Origin of the sequence: Mitsuaria sp. PDC51 (assembly GCF_900113225.1) — a bacterium.
Classification (GTDB): Bacteria; Pseudomonadota; Gammaproteobacteria; order Burkholderiales; family Burkholderiaceae_C; genus Roseateles.
Genome location: NZ_FOZE01000004.1, coordinates 64,060 through 82,331 on the forward strand (window position 1 = coordinate 64,060; position 18,272 = coordinate 82,331).

Consider the following 18,272-nt stretch of genomic DNA (forward strand, 5'->3'; position numbering starts at 1 on the left):
TTTGCGGGGGTCGCTCCCGCAGACAGGAGGGGTACCCCACCCCACGTAGAATCTGCGGCCTCCTTCGAGCATCCATTCATCGATGTCCAGCCACGACAAGACCGCCGGCGCTCCGGCGCCCGACAAGACGGACGCCACCGCCGTCAAGCCCAGCAACTTCCTGCGCGCCATCATCGAGCGCGACCTGGAACAGGGCTTCCAGCCGGCGCGCCACTTCGCTGGCAGCCCGGGCGACGCGGCCCACCATGCCGCCGGTCCGCTGGACCCGGCCCGCATCCGCACCCGCTTCCCGCCCGAGCCCAACGGCTACCTGCACATCGGCCATGCCAAGTCGATCTGCCTGAACTTCGGCCTGGCGCGCGATTACGGCGGCATCTGCCACCTGCGCTTCGACGACACCAATCCGGAGAAGGAAGAGCAGGAATACGTCGACGCGATCAAGGAGATGGTGGCGTGGCTGGGCTGGACCTGGGACGCCAAGGACGGCGCCGGCCGCGAGGTGGACCACCTCTTCTATGCCAGCAACTACTTCGACTTCATGTACCGCGCGGCGGAGTACCTGGTGTCGCAGGGGCTGGCCTATGTCGACGAGCAGACGCCCGAGGAAATGCGCGCCAACCGCGGCGACTTCGGCACGCCGGGCAAGAACAGCCCCTTCCGCGACCGCTCGCCCGAGGAGAACCTGATCCGCCTGCGCGAGATGCGCGACGGCAAGCACCCGGACGGCTCCATGGTGCTGCGCGCGAAGATCGACATGGCGTCGCCCAACATCAACCTGCGCGATCCGGCGCTGTACCGCATCCGCCGGGCGACCCATCACAACACCGGCGACCAGTGGTGCATCTACCCGATGTACACCTACGCCCACCCGATCGAGGACGCGCTGGAGTGCATCACCCACAGCGTGTGCACCCTGGAGTTCGAGGACCAGCGGCCGTTCTACGACTGGCTCGTCGAGCACCTGGCCCAGGGCGGCCTGCTCGCCCGCCCGCTGCCGCACCAGTACGAGTTCGGCCGGCTCAACCTGACCTACGTCGTCACCAGCAAGCGCAAGCTGCGTCAGCTGGTCGAGGACAAGCACGTCGACGGCTGGGACGATCCCCGCATGCCCACGCTGGTCGGCATGCGCCGCCGCGGCTACACGCCCGAGGCCATCCGCGCGATGGTCGAAAGCACCGGCGCGTCCAAGACCAACGCCTGGATCGAGTACTCGGTGCTGGACGGCTACCTGCGCGCCGACCTCGAGGGCAAGGCCGCCCGCGCGATGGCGGTGCTGGATCCGGTCAAGCTCAAGCTCGAGAACTACGCGGAGATCTTCGGCTCGCTCGAGCATCGCGAAGCCTGTTCCGCACCGGCTCATCCGCATGTGCCGGAACTGGGCACGCGCCAGTTCAGCCTCGGCCCCGAGCTGTGGATCGAGCGCGAGGACTTCATGGAGACCCCGCCCAAGGGCTACCACCGCCTGTTCCCGGGCAACAAGGCGCGGCTGAAGTACGGCTACGTGATCGAGTGCACCGGCTGCGAGAAGGACGCCGACGGCACCATCACCGCGGTGCTGGCCCGGCTGGTGCCCGACACCAAGAGCGGCACGCCGGGCGCCGACGCGGTCAAGGTCAAGGGCGTGATCACCTGGGTCGGCGCGCACGAGGGCATCGCCACCGAACTGCGCCTGTACGACCGCCTCTTCACCGAAGCCCAGCCCGACGCCGGCGAACGCAACTTCCTGGAGCTGCTGAACCCCGACGCCAAGCGCGTCGTGCGCGGCTACCTGGAGCCGTCGCTGCGCGCGGTCGCGCCGGATGCCAAGGTCCAGTTCGAGCGCCACGGCTACTTCGTCGCCGACCGCGTTGACCATCGCGCCGATGCGCCGGTGTTCAACAAGATCACCGGACTGAAGGACAGCTTCGGCAAGTGAGCCTGGGGAGGACCGGGTGCGCGGGACGCGCGCCCGGTCCTCCACTGAGCGCGGTCGGGCGCCTGGCCCTGCCTCAGCCGGCAAGGACTGCCCCCGAGTCCGGCGTGGTCGCCAGCACCAGTTGCGGCGCCAGCGGCGCCGTGGTGTCGAGCCAGAAGTCCAGCGTCGCGGATGCGCTGTTGCCGGCCGCATCGACCTGGGTGGCGACGACCCGGCACAAGCCCTCCAGGCCTGCGAAACGCGACGCCGGGATTTCCGCCGCCTGCCACTCGAACGGGGGCTCGTCCAGGATGGCCACCGTCAGCGTCGCCGTGGGATCCAGGCCCAGGATCTCGATCGTCGGATCGGAGGTCCAGCGATCAGTCGCACTGCTCCCCGTGTCGTGCTTGAGCCGCAGCTTCGGTACCTCGGGCGGGGTCTGGTCCAGCTCGAACACCAGCGACGCTTGCGGGCTGTCGTTGCCCGCGAGGTCGGTCTGGTAGACCAGCACGGACTTGCGGCCGTCGCCGCCGGCCTTCGCCGCCTCGCTGCCGGGGATGCGGTCCAGGTCGCCCGGATGCCAGGTCGCGCCGCCGTCGAAGCTGTAGGACCAGCGCGCATCGGGCTCCAGGCCATGGACCCGCACGGTGCCGTCGCGGGTCAGGGGCGTGCCGTCCGGCATCGTGCCCGCGGCGAAGACCTGCAGGCCCAGGACGGCCTCGGCGGGGCGGTGGCCCGTCCCGCCCGCGCCGCCGCCGGACGGCGAGGTCGATGGATCGCCGCCCGGTCCCGAGGGCCAGCCATCGAGGGACGGGCGCGTCGCGCCACCACCACCGGCGATGGCTCCCAGGGCCGAGCCACTTCCGCCACCGCCCGCGGCGCCGACGCCCAGCGCACCAAGGCCCAGCCCGCCCAGCAGCAGCGGCATCAGCGGACGATCGTCGTCGTCGCGGGGCGGCGTCCGGTCCGCCGTGGAGGTCGCGCCGACCTCGATCGCGGTCGACTGGACATCGACGGCGGCAGGCGGGCTCGGATCCGCGGTGGCGTCGTCGTTCAGGACGTTGGTCGGGGCGTCAGTCGGGGCATCACTCGGGACGTCAGTCGGGTCGGCAGCTCGCGACCGGGCGCGGCGGGCATCGTCCCGGGCGATGGGGGCGCCATCCGCATCGAGGTCAAGGGCAGCGGCAGGCGTCGGCAAGGAAGAGCGGGTCATGTCGGATCCAAGAGGGTGAGAGGAGTCGCCAGTGTTGGCCCGCCGGCCCGCGGGCGCATCTGCCCGGACCAGTAGCGCATCGGCCTCCGGGCCCGGACACCAGTAGGTCGACCGACTCGTTGCCGTCGTCCGGCCCGTCGCCCTGCCCTCCGTCCTCCGCCGTCCCCTGGCGTCCACCCCTGTCCGTCGCTGTCCGCCCGCTGTCCGTGCGAGTGTCCGCGGACACCCCAGCGCCACCGTGACGGCGCGCCAAGCCGTTGATCCGATTGAGGATTTCCGCCTCGAAGCGGATGGCACGCGCCTTGCGACCCGGTGTGGCATCGATCACATGGACCACCCTCGGACACCTTCATGATTCGCGACACCTCCGGACAGGACGTTCCCCTCGCCCGCCCCCAGGGACGGCGCCGGCTGTGGCTGGCGCTGGCGGGCGCCGGGCTGCTGGCCGCCGCGTTCGCCGCCGCGCCGGCAGTGCAGCGGATGATGGGCAGCGGCAACTCGGTCAGCCTGCAGCGCCTGTCGGTCGCCGCGGCCGAGATCGGCCCGCTGGTGCGCGACATCGCCGGCGAGGGCAAGGTGGTCGCCGCGATGAGCCCCACCGTCTATGCGCTGCACGGCGGCAACCTGGTGCTCAAGGTCAAGGCCGGCGACAAGGTCGCCAAGGACCAGCTGCTGGGCGTCATCGACAGCCCGGACCTGCGCGCCCGGCTCGCCCAGGAGCAGAGCAACGCCGACGCGCTGCGCACCGAGGCGCTGCGCGCCGAGGTCGACGGCCGCGAGCAGCGCGCCGCCCTGCGCTCGAGCTACGAGAACGCCGCCATCGACCTGCAGACCGCCCGCAACGACCTGGAGCGCCAGACCAAGGCCTACGAGGCCGGCGCGGTCGCCGGCATGCAGGTCGAGAAGGCCCGCGACGCGCTGGAGAAGGCCCGCATCACCGCCGCCCACGCCAAGGACGGGCTGGGCCTGAAGGACGACAGCCTCAAGTTCGAGCTCCAGGCCAAGCAGCAGGCGCTGCAGCGCCAGCAGCTGCTGGTGAAGGACCTGCAGCGCCAGGTCGCCGAGCTCGAGCTGCGCTCGCCGGTGGACGGCCAGGTCGGCCAGCTGCTGGTGGCCGAGCGCGCCAACGTGAACGCGGGCACCGGCCTGCTCACCGTCGTGGACCTGAGCGCGCTCGAGGTCCAGATGCAGGTGCCGGAGAGCTTCGCCCGCGACCTGGCCATCGGCATGCCCGGCGAGATCGCCGGCAACGGCCGCCAGTGGAAGGGCCTGGTCAGCAGCGTCTCGCCGGAGGTCGTCAACAACGAGGTCGCCGCGCGGCTGCGCTTCGACGGCGCCACGCCCGACCAGCTGCGCCAGAACCAGCGCCTGTCGGTGCGCGTGCTGCTGGACCGCCGCGAGAAGGTGCTGACCGTCGCGCGCGGCAGCTTCGTCGAAGACGGCGGCGGTCGCTTCGCCTACGTCGTGCAGGACGGCCAGGCCGTCAAGCGCCCGATCCGGCTGGGCGCGCAGAGCCTGTCCAAGGTCGAGGTGCTGGAGGGCCTGCAGCCCGGCGAGCGGGTCGTCGTCTCCGGCGCGCAGGCCTTCGAAGGCGCCGAGCGGGTGACGCTCAGTCCCTGAGCGCCGCACGCGCCCTCCCCACCGGCCCCGACCACCGACGTCATCGCCCCTCCCCCCGCCCCATTCATCGCCCACCACTGCCCGCGAGGAACCCCATGCTGAAAATGCAATCGCTGTCCAAGGTCTACCGCACCGAGATGATCGAGACCTACGCCCTGCGTGATTTCAACCTGGACGTGCGCGAAGGCGAGTTCGTCGCCGTCACCGGCCCGTCGGGCTCGGGCAAGACGACCTTCCTGACCATCGCCGGCCTGCTGGAGGCCTTCACCGGCGGCCGCTACGAGCTCGACGGCGTCGACGTCAGCCGCATGGACGACACCCAGCGCTCGCGCATGCGCAACGAAAAGATCGGCTTCATCTTCCAGGCCTTCAACCTGATTCCCGACCTCAACGTGCTGGACAACATCGAGGTCCCGCTGCGCTACCGCGGCATGAAGTCGGCCGAGCGCCAGCAGCGCGCCCGCGACGCGCTGGCCCGGGTCGGGCTGTCGGCGCGCGAGCGTCACTACCCGGCCGAGCTGTCCGGCGGCCAGCAGCAGCGCGTGGCGATCGCCCGCGCGCTGGCCGGCTCGCCGCGCCTGCTGCTGGCCGACGAGCCGACCGGCAACCTCGACAGCGCGATGGCCCGCAGCGTGATGGACCTGCTGGAGGAACTGCACCGCGACGGCGCCACCATCGTGATGGTCACGCACGATCCGCAGCTCGCCGCACGCGCGCAGCGCAACGTGCATGTGATCGACGGCCAGGTCGTCGACATCGCGGCCGAGCTGCACATGGACCCGGCGCTGCTGCGCGCCGCGGCGGCCCCGTCCAAGACGCCCACCTCGGCCTGACCATGCGCGCACGTTTCCCTTCCCGGCCGGCGGCGCTCGCGGCGGTCGTGGTGGCCGCAATGTGCGCGGGCTGCTGCCTGCCGGCGGCCGCCGAGGACCTGCTCGAGGTCTACGCCCAGGCGCGCGGCGCCGACCCGGTGCTGTCGGGCGCGCGCGCGGTCCGCGGCGAGCAGCAGGAGCTGGCCGTCCAGGCCCGGGCCCAGTTGCTGCCGCAGTGGTCCGCCCAGCTGAGCGAGTCGCACCAGCGCGACGACGGCCGCCAGCACCAGCTCACCCACAGCCTCAGCCAGGTGCTGGTCGACCTGAGCCGGCTGCGCAGCTGGGATGCCGCGAAGACGCTGGTCAGCGCCGAGGACGCCCGCGTGCGCGCCGCCGAGGCCGACCTCTGCGCCCGCGTCGCCCGCGCCTATTTCGGCGTGCTGACGGCGCAGGCCGCGCTGGCCACCGCGCAGGCGATCGAGGACGTCTACGGCCAGCAGGTGGCGCAGGCGCAATCGCGCTTCGAGGCCAGGCTGTCCGCGTCGCTGGACGTCGAGCAGGCGCGCGCCTATTACGAGCTGGCGCGCGGCACCACCGCGCAGGCGCGCGAGGAACTGCTCGACGCCCGCCAGGCGCTGGCGCAGATCACCGGACGCATGCCGGGCGAGCTGCAGCCGCTCGCGCCCGAGCTGGCGATGCTGATGCCCGAGCCGGCCGACCCGCAGGCCTGGGTGACGCAGGCGCTGCGCGACAACCCGGCGCTGCAGGCCGCGGCGCTGGCCGTGACCGCGGGCGACCAGCGCGTGGCCGCCGCGCGCGCCGCCCACCTGCCGACGCTGAGCGCGGGCCTCGACGGGCAGCGCCTGTCCGGGCCGGCCGTCGCGCCGCAGGACACCGGCCGCTACACGACCACGATCGGGCTGAAGCTCACCATCCCGCTGTTCGCCGGCGGCGCGACCGAGTCGCAGAAGCGCCAGGCGATCTACCAGCGCGAGCAGCTGCGCGACGACCTGGAGAGCGCGCGCCGCGCGATGACCCGAGAGACGCAGGCGCAGTACCAGGCGGTGCTGTCGGCGCTCAGCCAGATGCGCACCGCCGGCGCCGCGGTGCAGGCGGCGGAGAAGGCGCTGGCCTCCACCCGCAGCGGCCTGGACCTGGGCGCGCGCACGATGACCGACCTGCTGCTGGCCATCCAGACGCAGAGCAACGCCCGCAACGCCTGGGAGCAGGCGCGCCACCGCTACGTGCTGTCCAAGCTGCTGCTGCAGCAGGCGGCCGGCGCGCTCGGCGAGCCCGAGCTGGCCGCCGTCAACACCCTGCTCGGTCCGGCGCCGGTCCCGGCCCCGATCCCGGCCACCCCGCCTTCGGCCGCGCATGCCGCCGCGCCCGGGACCGTGCCGGCGAGCGCGTCCGTGACCACCCCTGCCGCGCTCGCGGCGCGATGAGCTGAGAGAGGACCTCCGATGCTGACCTACTACCTCGAACTGGCCCTGCGCGCCTTCCGCAGCCATCGCGGCCTGACGGTGCTGATGCTGCTGTCGATCGCGATGGGCGTGGCCGCCTGCATGACGACGCTGACGGTCTTCCACGTCCTGTCGGGCGACCCGATCCCGCACAAGAGCGACCGGCTCTTCAACGTCCAGCTCGACGCCGAGACCCGGCGCGACTGGAAGCCCGGCGACGAGCCCGAACTGCAGCTCACCCGCTTCGATGCCGAGCAGCTGCTGCGCGCCAGACGCGGCGTGCATCAAGTGATGATGACCGGCGCCTTCATCGCGATCGACCCGGCCGGTTCGGGCGACGCCGCGCAGCCGCCGTTCTTCACCGGCGGCCGCTGGACCTCGGCCGACTTCTTCACCATGTTCGACGCGCCCTTCCGCTACGGCAACGGCTGGACCGCCGCCGACGACGGCGCCGAGGCGCGCGTCGCGGTGCTCTCGGCCGAGCTCAACGACAAGCTCTTCGGCGGCCAGGACAGCCGCGGCAAGACGGTGCGGCTGCGCGACAAGGACTTCACCGTCGTCGGCGTGCTCCAGCCGTGGCGGCCGGCGCCGCACTACTTCGACCTGACGCTGGGCTCCTACGCCAAGCCGGCGGACGTCTACATCCCGCTGTCGACCTCGCTGACGCTGCGCTTTGGCGGCGCCGGCAACATGAACTGCTGGGGCCGCTCGGACGGCATCGATCCGCGCTCGCTCAACGCGCCCTGCGCCTGGCTGCAGTACTGGGTGCAGCTGGACACGCCCCAGCAGGTCGCCGACTACCGGACCTACCTGACGCAGTATTCCGACCAGCAGCGCGAGGCCGGCCGCTTCGAGCGCCCCGCCAATCCGCGGCTGACGGGCGTCATGGCGTGGCTGAGCCAGCGCAAGGTCGTGCCCAGCGACATCCAGCTGCAGGTGTGGCTGGCCTTCGGCTTCCTGGCCGTGTGCCTGACCAACACCGTGGGTCTGCTGCTGGCCAAGTGCCTGCGCCGCAGCGGCGAGATCGGCGTGCGCCGCGCGCTGGGCGCGCCGCGGCGGCAGATCTTCCTGCAGTTCCTGGTCGAGGCCGGCACGCTCGGCCTCGTGGGCGGCGTGCTGGGCCTGGCGCTGACCTGGATCGGGCTGTGGGTGGTGCGGCAGAACCCGTCGGACTACGCCCAGCTCGCGCGGCTGGACTGGCAGATGCTGGCCACGACGCTGGGCGTCTCGCTGGCGGCCAGCGTGCTGGCGGGGCTGCTGCCGGCATGGCGCGCCTGCCAGATCACGCCCGCCATCCAGCTCAAGACGCAATGACCCGCTGACCCCGAGTCAAGGAGAACGCCGACATGGACATCCTGCCCATCCTCTCGACGCTCAAGCGTCACAAGACCGCCGCCGGGCTGATCGTGCTGCAGATCGCGCTGACCTGCGCGATCGTGTGCAACGCGCTGTTCCTGATCTTCCAGCGCATCGAGCGCATCAACGCCGACACCGGCGCCGACGAGCAGGCGCTGGTGACCTTCTCGCTGGCGAGCATGGCGCGCGTCGAGAACCCCGAGCCGCAGACGCAGGCCGACCTGGCCGCGCTGCGGCAGGTGCCGGGCGTGGCCTCGGTGACGCTGACCAACCAGTACCCGTATGGCCGCAGCTCCAACAACTCTGGCGTGCGGCTGACGCCGGACACGACGCAGTCCAGCCGCGTCGTCGCCAGCCACTACACGACCGGCCCCAGCTTCATCGGCACGATGGGGCTGAAGCTGGTCGAGGGCCGCGACTTCGAGGCCAACGAGTTCGTGCCCGGATCGACGCTGGACGCCAATCCCGATCCGCGCGTGCCGGCGGTGATCATCAACAAGACCATGGCCGAGCGGCTGTGGCCCGGCGAATCGGCGCTGGGCAAGGCGATCTACGTCTACGGCAACGAGCCGCAGCGCGTCGTCGGCGTGGTGCGCGACCTGCCCTCGCCCAACCCGGGCTCGGAGGACGAGAACGCGCTCAACACGATGATGTTCCCGGTGCAGCCGAGCTTCCGCGGCGGCGGCTTCATGATTCGCGTCGCGCCGGGCGCCGACCGCGAGGCGGTGCTCAAGGCGGCCACGGCCAAGCTGCTGGCCAACAGCCCGGGGCTGCGCCGCGTGATCCGGGACCAGAACACGCTGGTCAAGCTGCGCGCGGACTACTACCGCCAGGACCGCTCGATGATCCAGTTGCTGGCCGGCGTGTGCGTCGGGCTGCTGGTGGTGACGGCCTTCGGCATCGTCGGCCTGGCCAGCTTCTGGGTGCAGCAGCGCACGCGGATGATCGGCACGCGACGGGCGCTGGGCGCCACGCGCGGCCAGATCCTGCGCTACTTCCAGACCGAAAACCTGCTGCTGTCCAGCGCCGGCATCGTGCTGGGCATGATCGGCGCCTACGGCATCAGCCTGCTGCTGATGAAGAACTACGAGCTGCCGCGCCTGCCCTGGATCTACCTGCCGATCGGCGCGCTGGTGCTGTGGACCCTGGGCCAGATCGCGGTGTTCGCGCCGGCGCGGCGGGCCGCGGCGCTGCCGCCGGTGGCGGCCCTGCGCGGCGGCTGACAGCCGGCCCCCTTGCTATGCTGCGCCACCCATGAGAACCGTCCTGATCATCGATGACCACGCCGGTGTCGGCGAGGCGCTGTCGCTGCTGCTCTCGCTGCACGACATCGAGGCGCTGTACGCGGCCTCGCCGGCCGAGGGCCTGGCCGTGCTGGCGCGCCGGCGCGTGGACCTGGTGATCCAGGACATGAACTTCAGCGCGGACACGACCTCGGGCGAGGAAGGCCGCGCGCTGTTCCAGCAGCTGCGCGAGCGTCATCCGGACCTGCCCATCATCCTGCTGACCGCCTGGACGCAGCTGGAGCAGGCGGTGGCGCTGGTCAAGGCCGGCGCGGCGGACTACCTGGCCAAGCCCTGGGACGACGCCAAGCTGCTGGCGACGGTCGAGAACCTGCTCGAGCTGGCCGAGAACGGCCGCGCGCTGCGCGAGAGCCGGCACGAGCAGCGCCAGCGTCGCGAGGAACTGCGCCGCCGCTACCGACTCGACGGCCTGGTCTTCGAATCCCCGGCGCTGCTGCGCTGCCTGGAGCTGGCCTGCCAGGTCGCCCGCTCGGCGGCGCCGGTGCTGGTCACCGGGCCGAACGGCAGCGGCAAGGAGCGCATCGCGGCGATCGTGCATGCCAACTCGGCGGTCGCTGGCGGGCCCTTCGTGGCGATCAACTGCGGCGCGCTGCCGGGCGAGCTGATCGAGGCCGAGCTCTTCGGCGCCGAGAGCGGTGCCTACACCGGTGCGGCGCGGGCGCGCGAGGGCCGCTTCGAGACCGCCGACGGCGGCACGCTGTTCCTCGACGAGATCGGCAACCTGCCGCTGGCCGGCCAGGTCAAGCTGCTGCGGGTGCTGGAGACGGGCCGCTTCGAGCGGCTGGGCTCGAGCCGCACGCGCCAGACCGCGGTGCGGGTGATCTCGGCCACCAACGCCGACCTGCGCGCGATGGTGCGCGCCGGCAGCTTCCGCGAGGACCTGTACTACCGGCTCAACGTCATCGAGGTCGCGCTGCCCGGCCTGGCCGAGCGGCCGCAGGACATCCTGCCGCTGGCCGAGCACTTCCTGGCCGGCCGGGCCACGCTCAGCGACGGCGCCCGGGAAGCGCTGATGGCGCATCCCTGGCCCGGCAACGTGCGGGAGCTGAAGAACGCCATCGAGCGCGCGGCGCTGCTGGCGCCGGGCCATGTCGTCGGCGAGCAGGACCTGGCGCTGCCGGCCGCCGCGCCGCTGGCCTCGCGCAACCTGGACGAGCCCAGCCGCGAGGCCGTCGTCGCCGCGCTGGACGCCGCGGCCGGCGTCGTCAGCCGGGCAGCGCAGTCGCTGGGGCTGTCGCGCCAGGCGCTGTACCGGCGCATGGAGCGCTACGGGCTGAGCGCCGATGCGTGAGGCTCGCGCGACTCGCGTGGCTTGTGAGGCTCGCGGGATGCTTCAGGCTCGCGAGGTTCGTGAGAAACGCGGGGGACGCGAAGCACGCTCCAAGCGCCGCGGCCCGAGGCCGATGCGGAGCCCGCATGCGCGAGCCTGACCCACCGCGGCGCGCGCGCTGGCACCGCTCGCTGCGCCTGCGCCTGGCGCTGTGCCTGATCGCCGCGGCGGTCGCGGCCCTGTCCATCCACCTGACGCTGACCTGGTGGCCGGTGCCGCGGCTGATGGCCGCGCTCGGACGCGAGGCTCTCGCGCCCTGGAGCGCGACCGCGCTCGCGCTGACCGGCGCGCTGATGCTGCCGATCGCCTGGGCCCTGGCCAGCCTGCTGCTGATGCCGCTGACGCGGCTGCTGCGCGCGCTGGAAAGCACGGTGCTGAGCTACCGCGATGGCGAGTTCGGCAGCGCGATCGCGGCCGATCCGCCGGGCGGTCTCTCGGAGCTGTCCAGCCTGATGCGGCTCCACAGCGAGCTCGGCCAGGCTCTGCGCGAGCAACGCCAGCACCTGGCGCAGCGCGAGCTGCTGCTCGACACGGTGGTGCAGAACACGCCGGTCGCGCTGGTGCTGACCGACGCGCGCGAGCGCATCGCCTACGCCAACATCGCCGCGCGTCAGCTGATGGACCGCGGCCGAGGCCTGGCCGGCCGCGACCTGGACGAGGTGCTGTCGCAGGCGCCGGACGACCTGCGGCAGGCCTTCGCCGGCACGCAGGACGGGCTGTTCAGCGTCGTGCTCGACGGCGAGGAGGAGCGCTTCCACCTGTCGCTGCGCGACTTCCGGCTGCAGGGCCAGCCGCATCGGCTGCGACTGCTGCGGGGAATGACGCGCGAGCTGTCGCGCCAGGAGGTCGCGAGCTGGAAGCGGGTGATCCGGGTGATCAGCCATGAGCTCAACAACTCGCTGGCGCCGATCTCGTCGCTGGCGCACAGCGGCGCGGAGCTGGCGCGGCGCGGCATGCACGAGCGGGTGCCTGGCGTCTTCGCCAGCATCGGCGACCGTGCGCAGCACCTGCACCAGTTCCTGGCCGGCTATGCGAGCTTCGCGAAGCTGCCCGCGCCGGTGCTGGCGCCGGTCGAGTGGGCGCCGTTCATCGAATCGCTGGGCGTGCATTACCCGTTCACGCTGGGCGGCGCACTGCCGGCGGCGCCGGGGCGCTTCGACGCCGCGCAGATGGCGCAGGCGCTGATCAACCTGCTGAAGAACGCGCACGAGTCCGGCAGCGCGCCGGAGGGCGTCAGCCTGAGCGTGGGCGCGCCGCGCGAGGACTGGCGCATCGAGGTCGGCGACCGCGGTCCCGGCATGACCGAGACGCAGCTGTCGCAGGCGCTGCTGCCGTTCTACTCGACCAAGCGCAGCGGCAGCGGCCTGGGTCTGGCGCTGGCGCGCGAGATCGCCGAGGCGCACGGCGGCCGGATCGCGATGGGCAACCGCGACGGCGGCGGGCTGTGGGTGGCGATCAGCTGGCCGCGGTCATGACCGCGGGCGATCTCACTTGTAGAAGGCTTCGACCTTGCCCTTGAGCTTGATCATCAGCGGCTGGCCCTTGCGGTCCAGCGTGCGGCCGGCGGGCACCTTGATCCAGCCTTCGGAGATGCAGTACTCCTCGACGTCCTTGCGTTCCTTGCCGTTGAAGAGGATGCCGATGTCGTGCTCGAACACGGCGGCGACGTAATGCTTGCTGCGCGGGTCGATGGACAGGTGGTCGGGCAGTTCGGGGCGGGTGGTGTCGCTCATGGCGGGGTCATGCAGGGGGAAACCGAAAACGCGGCATTGTCCCGCAGACGGACGCCCTAACATCGGCCGCATGCCCACCATCGACAACTCGCGCTCGTCGAGCGCACCGAGCGCCTCGACCTCGTCGGTCGCCTCCCCCTTCCCCGCATCCGCCGTCGACGCCGTGACCCTGGCGGCGTTGGCGGCCTTCCCGGCCCAGCTGGCCGCGCATTTCGCGCTGTTCCCCGCCGAGGCGCGGCACTGGGCGCCGCCGTCGTGGGACGGCGTGCCGAGCGAGCCGCTGACGGCGATCGAGCAGCTGTGCCATGTGCGGGACATCGAGATCGACGGCTACCAGCAGCGAATCCGCCGCACGCTGGGCGAGGACGATCCGCTGCTGCCCTCGCTGGACACCGACGCGCTGGCGCGGGAGCGCCGCTACGGCGAGGACGATCCGGCCGCCGCGCTGGCGGCTTTCGCCGCGGCGCGCCGGGAGACGCTGGCGATGCTGGCCGAGATCACGCCGGAGCAGCTGCGGCGCCGCGCTCGCTTCGAGGGCTACGGGCCGCTGACCTTCAAGTCGCTGATCCATTACCTGTGCAGCCACGACCAGCAGCACCTGGCGGGGCTGCAGTGGGTGCTGGGGCAGTACGACGCGGCGCAAGGCGCGGCGCGCTGACGCGGTTCAACGGTGGCCGGTCCGCGGGGACCGGCCGCGGGTCATTCGTCGCAGCGCTGGACCACCGGGGTCGCGTACTCGTGGCCGACGACGGCGCGGGCGAACAGGTAGTTCTCGCGCGCCTGCTCACTGAGCTGGTCCAGCGTGACCTGGCCGCGCTCATCGCAGGGGAAGCAAAGACCGCGACCTGCGTGGAACAGCGATTCGAAACGCAGCAGGTAGCGGCCCTGGCCGACACCGCCGCGGACGGAGGACTGGCGCTGGAGCGCGCCGAACTGGGAGGGACTCATGGACGGACTCCGTGGCCCGCGGGGAGGATCGGGCCGGACGATCCAACCTTAGGCCGCCCAACCACGGCCCGCGCGTGCATACGTCGCGAATGGCGCGATTGTTTCGGATGTTCCCTGCGGTCGCGTGCTGTCCTGCGCTCGCCTACCCGCCCGCCTTCTTCGGCGCGAACCCCGCCTGCGTCAGCCAGGCCATCACCTTCTCCAGGTGATCCCCCTGGATCTCGATCGTGCCGTCCTTGACGGTGCCGCCGCTGCCGCACGCCGCCTTGAGCTTCTTGGCCGTCTCGGTCAGCTCCGCCGCCGTCATCGGCAGGCCCAGCACCACCGTCACGCCCTTGCCTTTTCGGCCTGCCGTCTCGCGTCGCACCCGCACCTTGCCGTCGCCCAGCACGGCCGAGGCCGCTTGCGCCTTGCAGCGGCAGTCCGCCTGCGCCTGCCGGCATTGCGGGCAGATCCGCCCGCTCTCCGTTGAATAGACCAGCGCCATCGCCTGCTCCCAAGTCCTTGTCCGTTGCCTCGTCCCGCGCCCAGCGCTCAGCGCGCCAGCGTCCGCGCGAAGAAGGCGTCGATCGTCCGGTACAGGTGCAGCTTCGCGCTGCGGCCGGCGATGCCGTGCGCCTTGCCCGGATAGATCATCAGCTCGAAGGGCCGCGCCTCGTTCTGCAGCGCCTCGGTCAGGCGCAGCGTGTGCTCGAACAGCACGTTGTCGTCCGCCGTGCCGTGCACGATCAGCAGCGGCTTGGTCAGCAGCTTCGCGCGGTCCACCAGGTTGGCCTGCCGGTACGGCGCCGTCTGGCCGCCCTTGCCGTCCTGCGGCATGCCCAGGTAGCGCTCGGTGTAGGCGGTGTCGTAGAGCGTCCAGTCGGTCGGCGGCGCGACCGCCACCGCCGCCGCCAGCGGCGTGTCGGCGTCCAGCATCGCGCGCTCGGCCAGGAAGCCGCCGTAGGACCAGCCGAAGAACCCGATCCGCTTCGCGTCCACGCCCGCCACCTGCTTCGGCAGCTGGCGCACCGCCGCGAACAGGTCGCCGACGTCCACCTCGCCGAACGCGTGCCGGTGCGCGCGCGTGAACTCGCGGTCGCGGTTCTGCATGCCGCGCGTGTCCAGCGTGAACACGCCGTAGCCGCGACGCTGCCAATAGGCGATCAGCGCTGTGTCGCGGTTCCAGTTCCAGTTGGTCGTCGAGGTGCCGGGGCCGCCGTAGGCCATCGCGATCACCGGATGCGGACCGGCCCGGCCGTCCAGCGGCGCGAAGTACAGCGCGTTCAGCGGCGTGCGTCCGTCGGCGGCGGTGATGTCCACCACCTGGGGCGCCGGCACGATGCGCGCCAGCAGCGGATCCGGCGCGTCGCCCGGCAGCGCCACCGGCTGCGCGCCGGGCCGCACCGCCTGCAGCGACAGCGCCGGCGGCTCACCCCAGGCGCCGCGCGTGACCAGCAGCTGGCCGCAGGCGCCGTCGCCGCGCGCATCGCGCCACTGGCGCGGCTGGGCGCCGTCCAGCGCGCGGCGCGTGCCGTCCAGGTCGATCGCGAACAGCTCGCGCGAGCGGCCCCGGTCGCGGGCCGCCGCGTAGACCACCGTCTTGCCGTCGCTGCACACGCGATGCGCGACCGGCTCCGGCTCGTTCGTCAGCGGGCGGCGCTCGCCGGTGCGGCGGTCCACCAGCACCAGCTGCCGTCGACCGGAAGCCTCGCTCGACCACAGCAGCGCCGGCTGGCCGGACAGCGTCAGGCCGTCGATCTCCAGCAGGTCGTCGTGGACCTCGACCCAGGCCGGATCGCGCTCATCGATCACCGTGCGGCCGGGGCCGGCGCTGTTGGCGTATTCGGTCAGCGCCAGCTTGCGCTGGTCGCGCGTGAGCGTCTGCAGCCACGGCGTGCCGTCGCCGAACCAGCCGGCCCGCGCCACGTATTCCGCGTCCATCGGCAGCGGCAGCGGCGTCATGCGACCGTCCGCCACCTGCAGCGTCCATGCGGTCACGCGGGCGTTGTGCTCGCCGGCGCCGGGGTAGCGCTGCTGCGTCATCGTCGTCCGGTCGGCGAAGATCTGCGCCCGTGTCTTCACCGGCACCGCGCTTTCGTCGACGTTCAGCGCCAGCAGCTGCTTCCCGTCCGGCGACCACCAGTAGCCGCGCTGGCGGCTCAACTCCTCCGCCGCGATGAACTCGGCCAGGCCCCAGAAGCGGGTCTCGGTCGCGCCCTTCGTCAGCGCGCGCGCGTCGCCGCCATCCAGCGGCTGCACCCACAGCTCGCCGCCCTTGACGTAGGCGATGCGGCTGCCGTCGGGCGAGCAGGTGGGGTCCTGCTCCGGCACCTGCTCGTCGGCCGTCAGGCGCTGGGCCTTCGGTCCCTGGTCGGAGAGGCGCACCAGGTACAGGTCGCCCGACAGCGGGAACAGCAGCGCCTTGCCCGACGGCCCGCACCACTGGTAACCGGTGATGCCGCCCTGCGAGATGCGCTTGCGCTCCAGCGCCATGCGCTCCGCCTCGGTCAGCTGCTGGCTGCGCCCGCCCAGCACCTCCGCCGCCGACACCAGCTTGCGCGGCGCGCCGCCGGCCGTCGGCTGCGCCCACAGCTCGAGCTGGTCGCTGTCGGTCTCCGAGGGACGCAGGTAGCTGACCCAGGCGCCATCGGGCGAGATCTCGGCCTGGCGCACCAGCCGGCCCTGCAGCGGCGGATCGCCGAAGACGCGTTCGAGCGTGAGCGGCGTGACGCCCTTGTCCTTCGCCGTCGCGGCGGGCGCGGTGGAGGCGGCATCGGCGAACACCGGCGCCAATGCGGCGGCGAGCGCCAGCAGGCGCGTGGTCAGCAGGGAAGCGGTCATGCGGCGATCAGCGTGTCGCTGTCTTGTCGTTGATCGGAATCGGTGGGACGGTCGAGCGCGTCGTCGGCCTCGCAGGCAGTGGAGGCGTCGACCAGGTCGTCCTCGTCGCCGCCCTCGGGCGGTGCCTGGGGATCGAGCGCGTCGCCGAAGAGCGTCAGCGCCAGCAGATCCGGCGCGTTGATCGTGCGCACGCGCTGGTAGGTGTCCTCGGCCTCGGGATAGCGGCGGCGCAGGTAGTGCAGCCACTGCTTGAGCCGGCCGGCCTGGTGGCGCGTCGCGACCTTGCGGCGCACCTGCGCGAAGAAACCCGCCATCAGCGGCAGCATCTCGGCCCACGGCAGCGCGCCGGCCGTCGCGGCGCCCTCCACGCTGGACGTTCCGGCCGCGCTGGTCCCGAGCGCGGCGCGCAGCGCCAGCGCCAGGCCCGGATCGGCCACCATGCCGCGACCGAGCATCAGCGAATGGCACCCCGATTCGCGCAGGCAGCGCAGCGCGTCCTCGACGGTCCACACCTCGCCGTTGGCGACGACGTCGATCGCGACGGCCTCGCGCACGACGGCGATCTGGTCCCAGTAGGCGGGCGGCTTGTAGCCGTCGCGCTTGGTGCGGCCATGGACGACCAGTTCCGACGCGCCGGCCGCCTCGATGGCGCGGGCGCAGTCGAGCATGCGCTCGCGGTCCTCGTTGCCGAGCCGCATCTTGGCCGACACCGGCAGATGCGCCGGCACCGCGCGACGCACCGCGGCGACGATCTCGCCGACGAGTTCGGGCTCGTCCAGCAGCACCGCGCCGCCGCGATGACGGTTCACCGTCTTGGCGGGGCAGCCGAAGTTCAGGTCGATGCCTTCCGGATCCAGCTCGGCCAGCCGCGCGGCGTTCTCGGCCAGGCACTGGGGATCGGAGCCCAGCAGCTGCGCCCGCACCGGCACGCCGGCGCGCGTGCGCCCGCCGTCCAGCAGCTCGGGCACGATGCGCGTGAACACGCGGCGCGGCAGCAGCTGATCGGTGACGCGGATGAACTCGGAGACGCAGCGGTCCACGCCGCCGACACGGGTCAGCGTGTCGCGCAGCATGTGGTCCAGCAAGCCCTCCATGGGCGCCAGCAGAATCATGGGAAGCGAGGGGATCCGCCGTGCTCGTGGCGCCGCGGACCGGGGTCTGGAAAGGCCGAGAGCATAGCGGAAGCGCCTGTTCCAGGGCCTCGGCGCGGCCGCGCGGGAGCGCCCACCGGGGCGGACGTCACGGGCCGTCCGCGTCGCCGCCGGTGCCGGTCTTCCCGCGCTTGGCCAGCGCCTCGTCGTGGTCGCGTACGCTCAGCCACAGCCGCACGTCGAATTCCAGCTGCGCGTAGCCCGGCTCCATGTGGTGGCACAGCGCGTAGAAGGCCTTGTCGTGCTCGAGCTCCTTCAGGTGGGCCAGCTCGTGCACGACGATCATCCGCAGGAACTCCGCCGGCGCCTCGCGGAACAGCGTCGCCACGCGGATCTCGCGGCGCGTCTTGAGCCGGTTGCCCTGCACCACCGCCTGGCGCGTGTGCGTGCCCAGCGCATGCTGGATGACCTTGAGCCGGGCGTCGTAGGCCACCAGCGCCAGCGGCCCGGCGTTGCGCATGAAGCGCTGCTTCAGCGCCTGCGTGTAGTCGAACAGCGCCTTGTCGCTGCGGACCTCATGCGGCTCCGGATACTTGCGCGCCAGCAGCGGGCCAAGTTCGCCCGCGTCCAGCAACTGCCGCGCCTGCGCCACCAGCGCCGGCGAATAACCCTGCAGGTACTTCAC

16 protein-coding genes are annotated in these 18,272 nt (G+C 72.2%); 9 read left to right on the forward strand and 7 right to left on the reverse strand.

Going from position 1 to position 18,272, the window contains the following annotated elements; translation table 11 throughout:
• The first annotated feature begins 82 nt into the window (after positions 1 to 82).
• Positions 83 to 1,915, forward strand: a complete 1,833-nt coding sequence (locus tag BM393_RS24290) for a glutamine--tRNA ligase/YqeY domain fusion protein (protein WP_091734022.1) — start codon at positions 83 to 85, stop codon at positions 1,913 to 1,915.
• 73 nt (positions 1,916 to 1,988) lie between these two features.
• Here BM393_RS24290 and BM393_RS24295 read toward each other — a convergent pair whose 3' ends face one another.
• Positions 1,989 to 3,107: a hypothetical protein gene (locus BM393_RS24295; protein WP_091734024.1), complete on the reverse strand. Its 1,119-nt coding sequence runs from the start codon at positions 3,105 to 3,107 to the stop codon at positions 1,989 to 1,991.
• 351 nt (positions 3,108 to 3,458) lie between these two features.
• On the opposite strand from BM393_RS24295, the gene BM393_RS24300 reads away from it, so the two are divergent.
• The 7 genes from BM393_RS24300 to BM393_RS24330 all read left to right on the forward strand — a co-directional run bounded on the left by BM393_RS24300 (position 3,459) and on the right by BM393_RS24330 (position 12,467).
• The gene (locus BM393_RS24300) at positions 3,459 to 4,727 is read left to right on the forward strand and encodes an efflux RND transporter periplasmic adaptor subunit (RefSeq protein WP_091734025.1); all 1,269 of its coding nucleotides are present in this window, start codon (positions 3,459 to 3,461) and stop codon (positions 4,725 to 4,727) included.
• A gap of 95 nt (positions 4,728 to 4,822) precedes the next feature.
• Positions 4,823 to 5,560, forward strand: a complete 738-nt coding sequence (locus BM393_RS24305) for an ABC transporter ATP-binding protein (RefSeq protein ID WP_091734026.1) — start codon at positions 4,823 to 4,825, stop codon at positions 5,558 to 5,560.
• Between the two features lie 2 nt (positions 5,561 to 5,562).
• Positions 5,563 to 6,984: a TolC family outer membrane protein gene (locus BM393_RS24310; protein WP_091734028.1), complete on the forward strand. Its 1,422-nt coding sequence runs from the start codon at positions 5,563 to 5,565 to the stop codon at positions 6,982 to 6,984.
• Positions 6,985 to 7,002: 18 nt separating this feature from the next.
• A complete protein-coding gene (locus tag BM393_RS24315; RefSeq protein WP_091734029.1) occupies positions 7,003 to 8,316 on the forward strand; it encodes an ABC transporter permease in 1,314 nt (437 codons plus the stop codon).
• Positions 8,317 to 8,348: 32 nt separating this feature from the next.
• Positions 8,349 to 9,581 carry an ABC transporter permease gene (locus BM393_RS24320; RefSeq protein ID WP_091734031.1) on the forward strand — a complete coding sequence of 411 codons (1,233 nt, stop codon included), beginning with the start codon at positions 8,349 to 8,351 and terminating at the stop codon, positions 9,579 to 9,581.
• Between the two features lie 31 nt (positions 9,582 to 9,612).
• Positions 9,613 to 10,953: a sigma-54 dependent transcriptional regulator gene (locus BM393_RS24325; RefSeq protein WP_091734032.1), complete on the forward strand. Its 1,341-nt coding sequence runs from the start codon at positions 9,613 to 9,615 to the stop codon at positions 10,951 to 10,953.
• Between the two features lie 125 nt (positions 10,954 to 11,078).
• Positions 11,079 to 12,467: a PAS domain-containing sensor histidine kinase gene (locus BM393_RS24330; RefSeq protein WP_091734034.1), complete on the forward strand. Its 1,389-nt coding sequence runs from the start codon at positions 11,079 to 11,081 to the stop codon at positions 12,465 to 12,467.
• 12 nt (positions 12,468 to 12,479) lie between these two features.
• Here the strand turns inward: BM393_RS24330 and BM393_RS24335 are convergent, their stop codons facing one another.
• Complete coding sequence (locus tag BM393_RS24335) at positions 12,480 to 12,725, reverse strand: DUF3297 family protein (protein WP_091734035.1); 246 nt, start codon at positions 12,723 to 12,725, stop codon at positions 12,480 to 12,482.
• A gap of 70 nt (positions 12,726 to 12,795) precedes the next feature.
• Between BM393_RS24335 and BM393_RS24340 the strand changes: the two genes are divergently transcribed.
• Complete coding sequence (locus BM393_RS24340) at positions 12,796 to 13,383, forward strand: DinB family protein (RefSeq protein ID WP_091734036.1); 588 nt, start codon at positions 12,796 to 12,798, stop codon at positions 13,381 to 13,383.
• A gap of 41 nt (positions 13,384 to 13,424) precedes the next feature.
• Here the strand turns inward: BM393_RS24340 and BM393_RS24345 are convergent, their stop codons facing one another.
• The 5 genes from BM393_RS24345 to BM393_RS24365 form a co-directional block, all read right to left on the reverse strand.
• Complete coding sequence (locus tag BM393_RS24345) at positions 13,425 to 13,673, reverse strand: hypothetical protein (protein WP_091734038.1); 249 nt, start codon at positions 13,671 to 13,673, stop codon at positions 13,425 to 13,427.
• A gap of 142 nt (positions 13,674 to 13,815) precedes the next feature.
• Positions 13,816 to 14,160 carry a translation initiation factor Sui1 gene (locus BM393_RS24350; protein WP_091734039.1) on the reverse strand — a complete coding sequence of 115 codons (345 nt, stop codon included), beginning with the start codon at positions 14,158 to 14,160 and terminating at the stop codon, positions 13,816 to 13,818.
• A gap of 47 nt (positions 14,161 to 14,207) precedes the next feature.
• Positions 14,208 to 16,496 (reverse strand): alpha/beta fold hydrolase, encoded by a 2,289-nt coding sequence (locus BM393_RS24355; protein ID WP_091734041.1) that lies wholly within the window; start codon positions 16,494 to 16,496, stop codon positions 14,208 to 14,210.
• Positions 16,493 to 17,590: a tRNA-dihydrouridine synthase gene (locus BM393_RS24360; protein WP_091734177.1), complete on the reverse strand. Its 1,098-nt coding sequence runs from the start codon at positions 17,588 to 17,590 to the stop codon at positions 16,493 to 16,495. The genes BM393_RS24355 and BM393_RS24360 overlap by 4 nt, the downstream gene beginning before the upstream one ends.
• A 145-nt stretch (positions 17,591 to 17,735) precedes the next feature.
• Positions 17,736 to 18,272 (reverse strand): M48 family metallopeptidase, encoded by a 537-nt coding sequence (locus BM393_RS24365; protein ID WP_254783599.1) that lies wholly within the window; start codon positions 18,270 to 18,272, stop codon positions 17,736 to 17,738.

Excerpts from the sequence above, each read along its gene's own strand:
- BM393_RS24320 (WP_091734031.1), top strand. The coding sequence starts at position 8,349 with ATGGACATCCTGCCCATCCTCTCGACGCTCAAGCGTCACAAGACCGCC.
- BM393_RS24330 (WP_091734034.1), top strand. The coding sequence starts at position 11,079 with ATGCGCGAGCCTGACCCACCGCGGCGCGCGCGCTGGCACCGCTCGCTG.
- BM393_RS24340 (WP_091734036.1), top strand. The coding sequence starts at position 12,796 with ATGCCCACCATCGACAACTCGCGCTCGTCGAGCGCACCGAGCGCCTCG.
- BM393_RS24300 (WP_091734025.1), top strand. The coding sequence starts at position 3,459 with ATGATTCGCGACACCTCCGGACAGGACGTTCCCCTCGCCCGCCCCCAG.
- BM393_RS24290 (WP_091734022.1), top strand. The coding sequence starts at position 83 with ATGTCCAGCCACGACAAGACCGCCGGCGCTCCGGCGCCCGACAAGACG.
- BM393_RS24295 (WP_091734024.1), bottom strand. The coding sequence starts at position 3,107 with ATGACCCGCTCTTCCTTGCCGACGCCTGCCGCTGCCCTTGACCTCGAT.
- BM393_RS24360 (WP_091734177.1), bottom strand. The coding sequence starts at position 17,590 with ATGGAGGGCTTGCTGGACCACATGCTGCGCGACACGCTGACCCGTGTC.
- BM393_RS24345 (WP_091734038.1), bottom strand. The coding sequence starts at position 13,673 with ATGAGTCCCTCCCAGTTCGGCGCGCTCCAGCGCCAGTCCTCCGTCCGC.
- BM393_RS24355 (WP_091734041.1), bottom strand. The coding sequence starts at position 16,496 with ATGACCGCTTCCCTGCTGACCACGCGCCTGCTGGCGCTCGCCGCCGCA.
- BM393_RS24310 (WP_091734028.1), top strand. The coding sequence starts at position 5,563 with ATGCGCGCACGTTTCCCTTCCCGGCCGGCGGCGCTCGCGGCGGTCGTG.
- BM393_RS24325 (WP_091734032.1), top strand. The coding sequence starts at position 9,613 with ATGAGAACCGTCCTGATCATCGATGACCACGCCGGTGTCGGCGAGGCG.
- BM393_RS24335 (WP_091734035.1), bottom strand. The coding sequence starts at position 12,725 with ATGAGCGACACCACCCGCCCCGAACTGCCCGACCACCTGTCCATCGAC.
- BM393_RS24315 (WP_091734029.1), top strand. The coding sequence starts at position 7,003 with ATGCTGACCTACTACCTCGAACTGGCCCTGCGCGCCTTCCGCAGCCAT.
- BM393_RS24305 (WP_091734026.1), top strand. The coding sequence starts at position 4,823 with ATGCTGAAAATGCAATCGCTGTCCAAGGTCTACCGCACCGAGATGATC.
- BM393_RS24350 (WP_091734039.1), bottom strand. The coding sequence starts at position 14,160 with ATGGCGCTGGTCTATTCAACGGAGAGCGGGCGGATCTGCCCGCAATGC.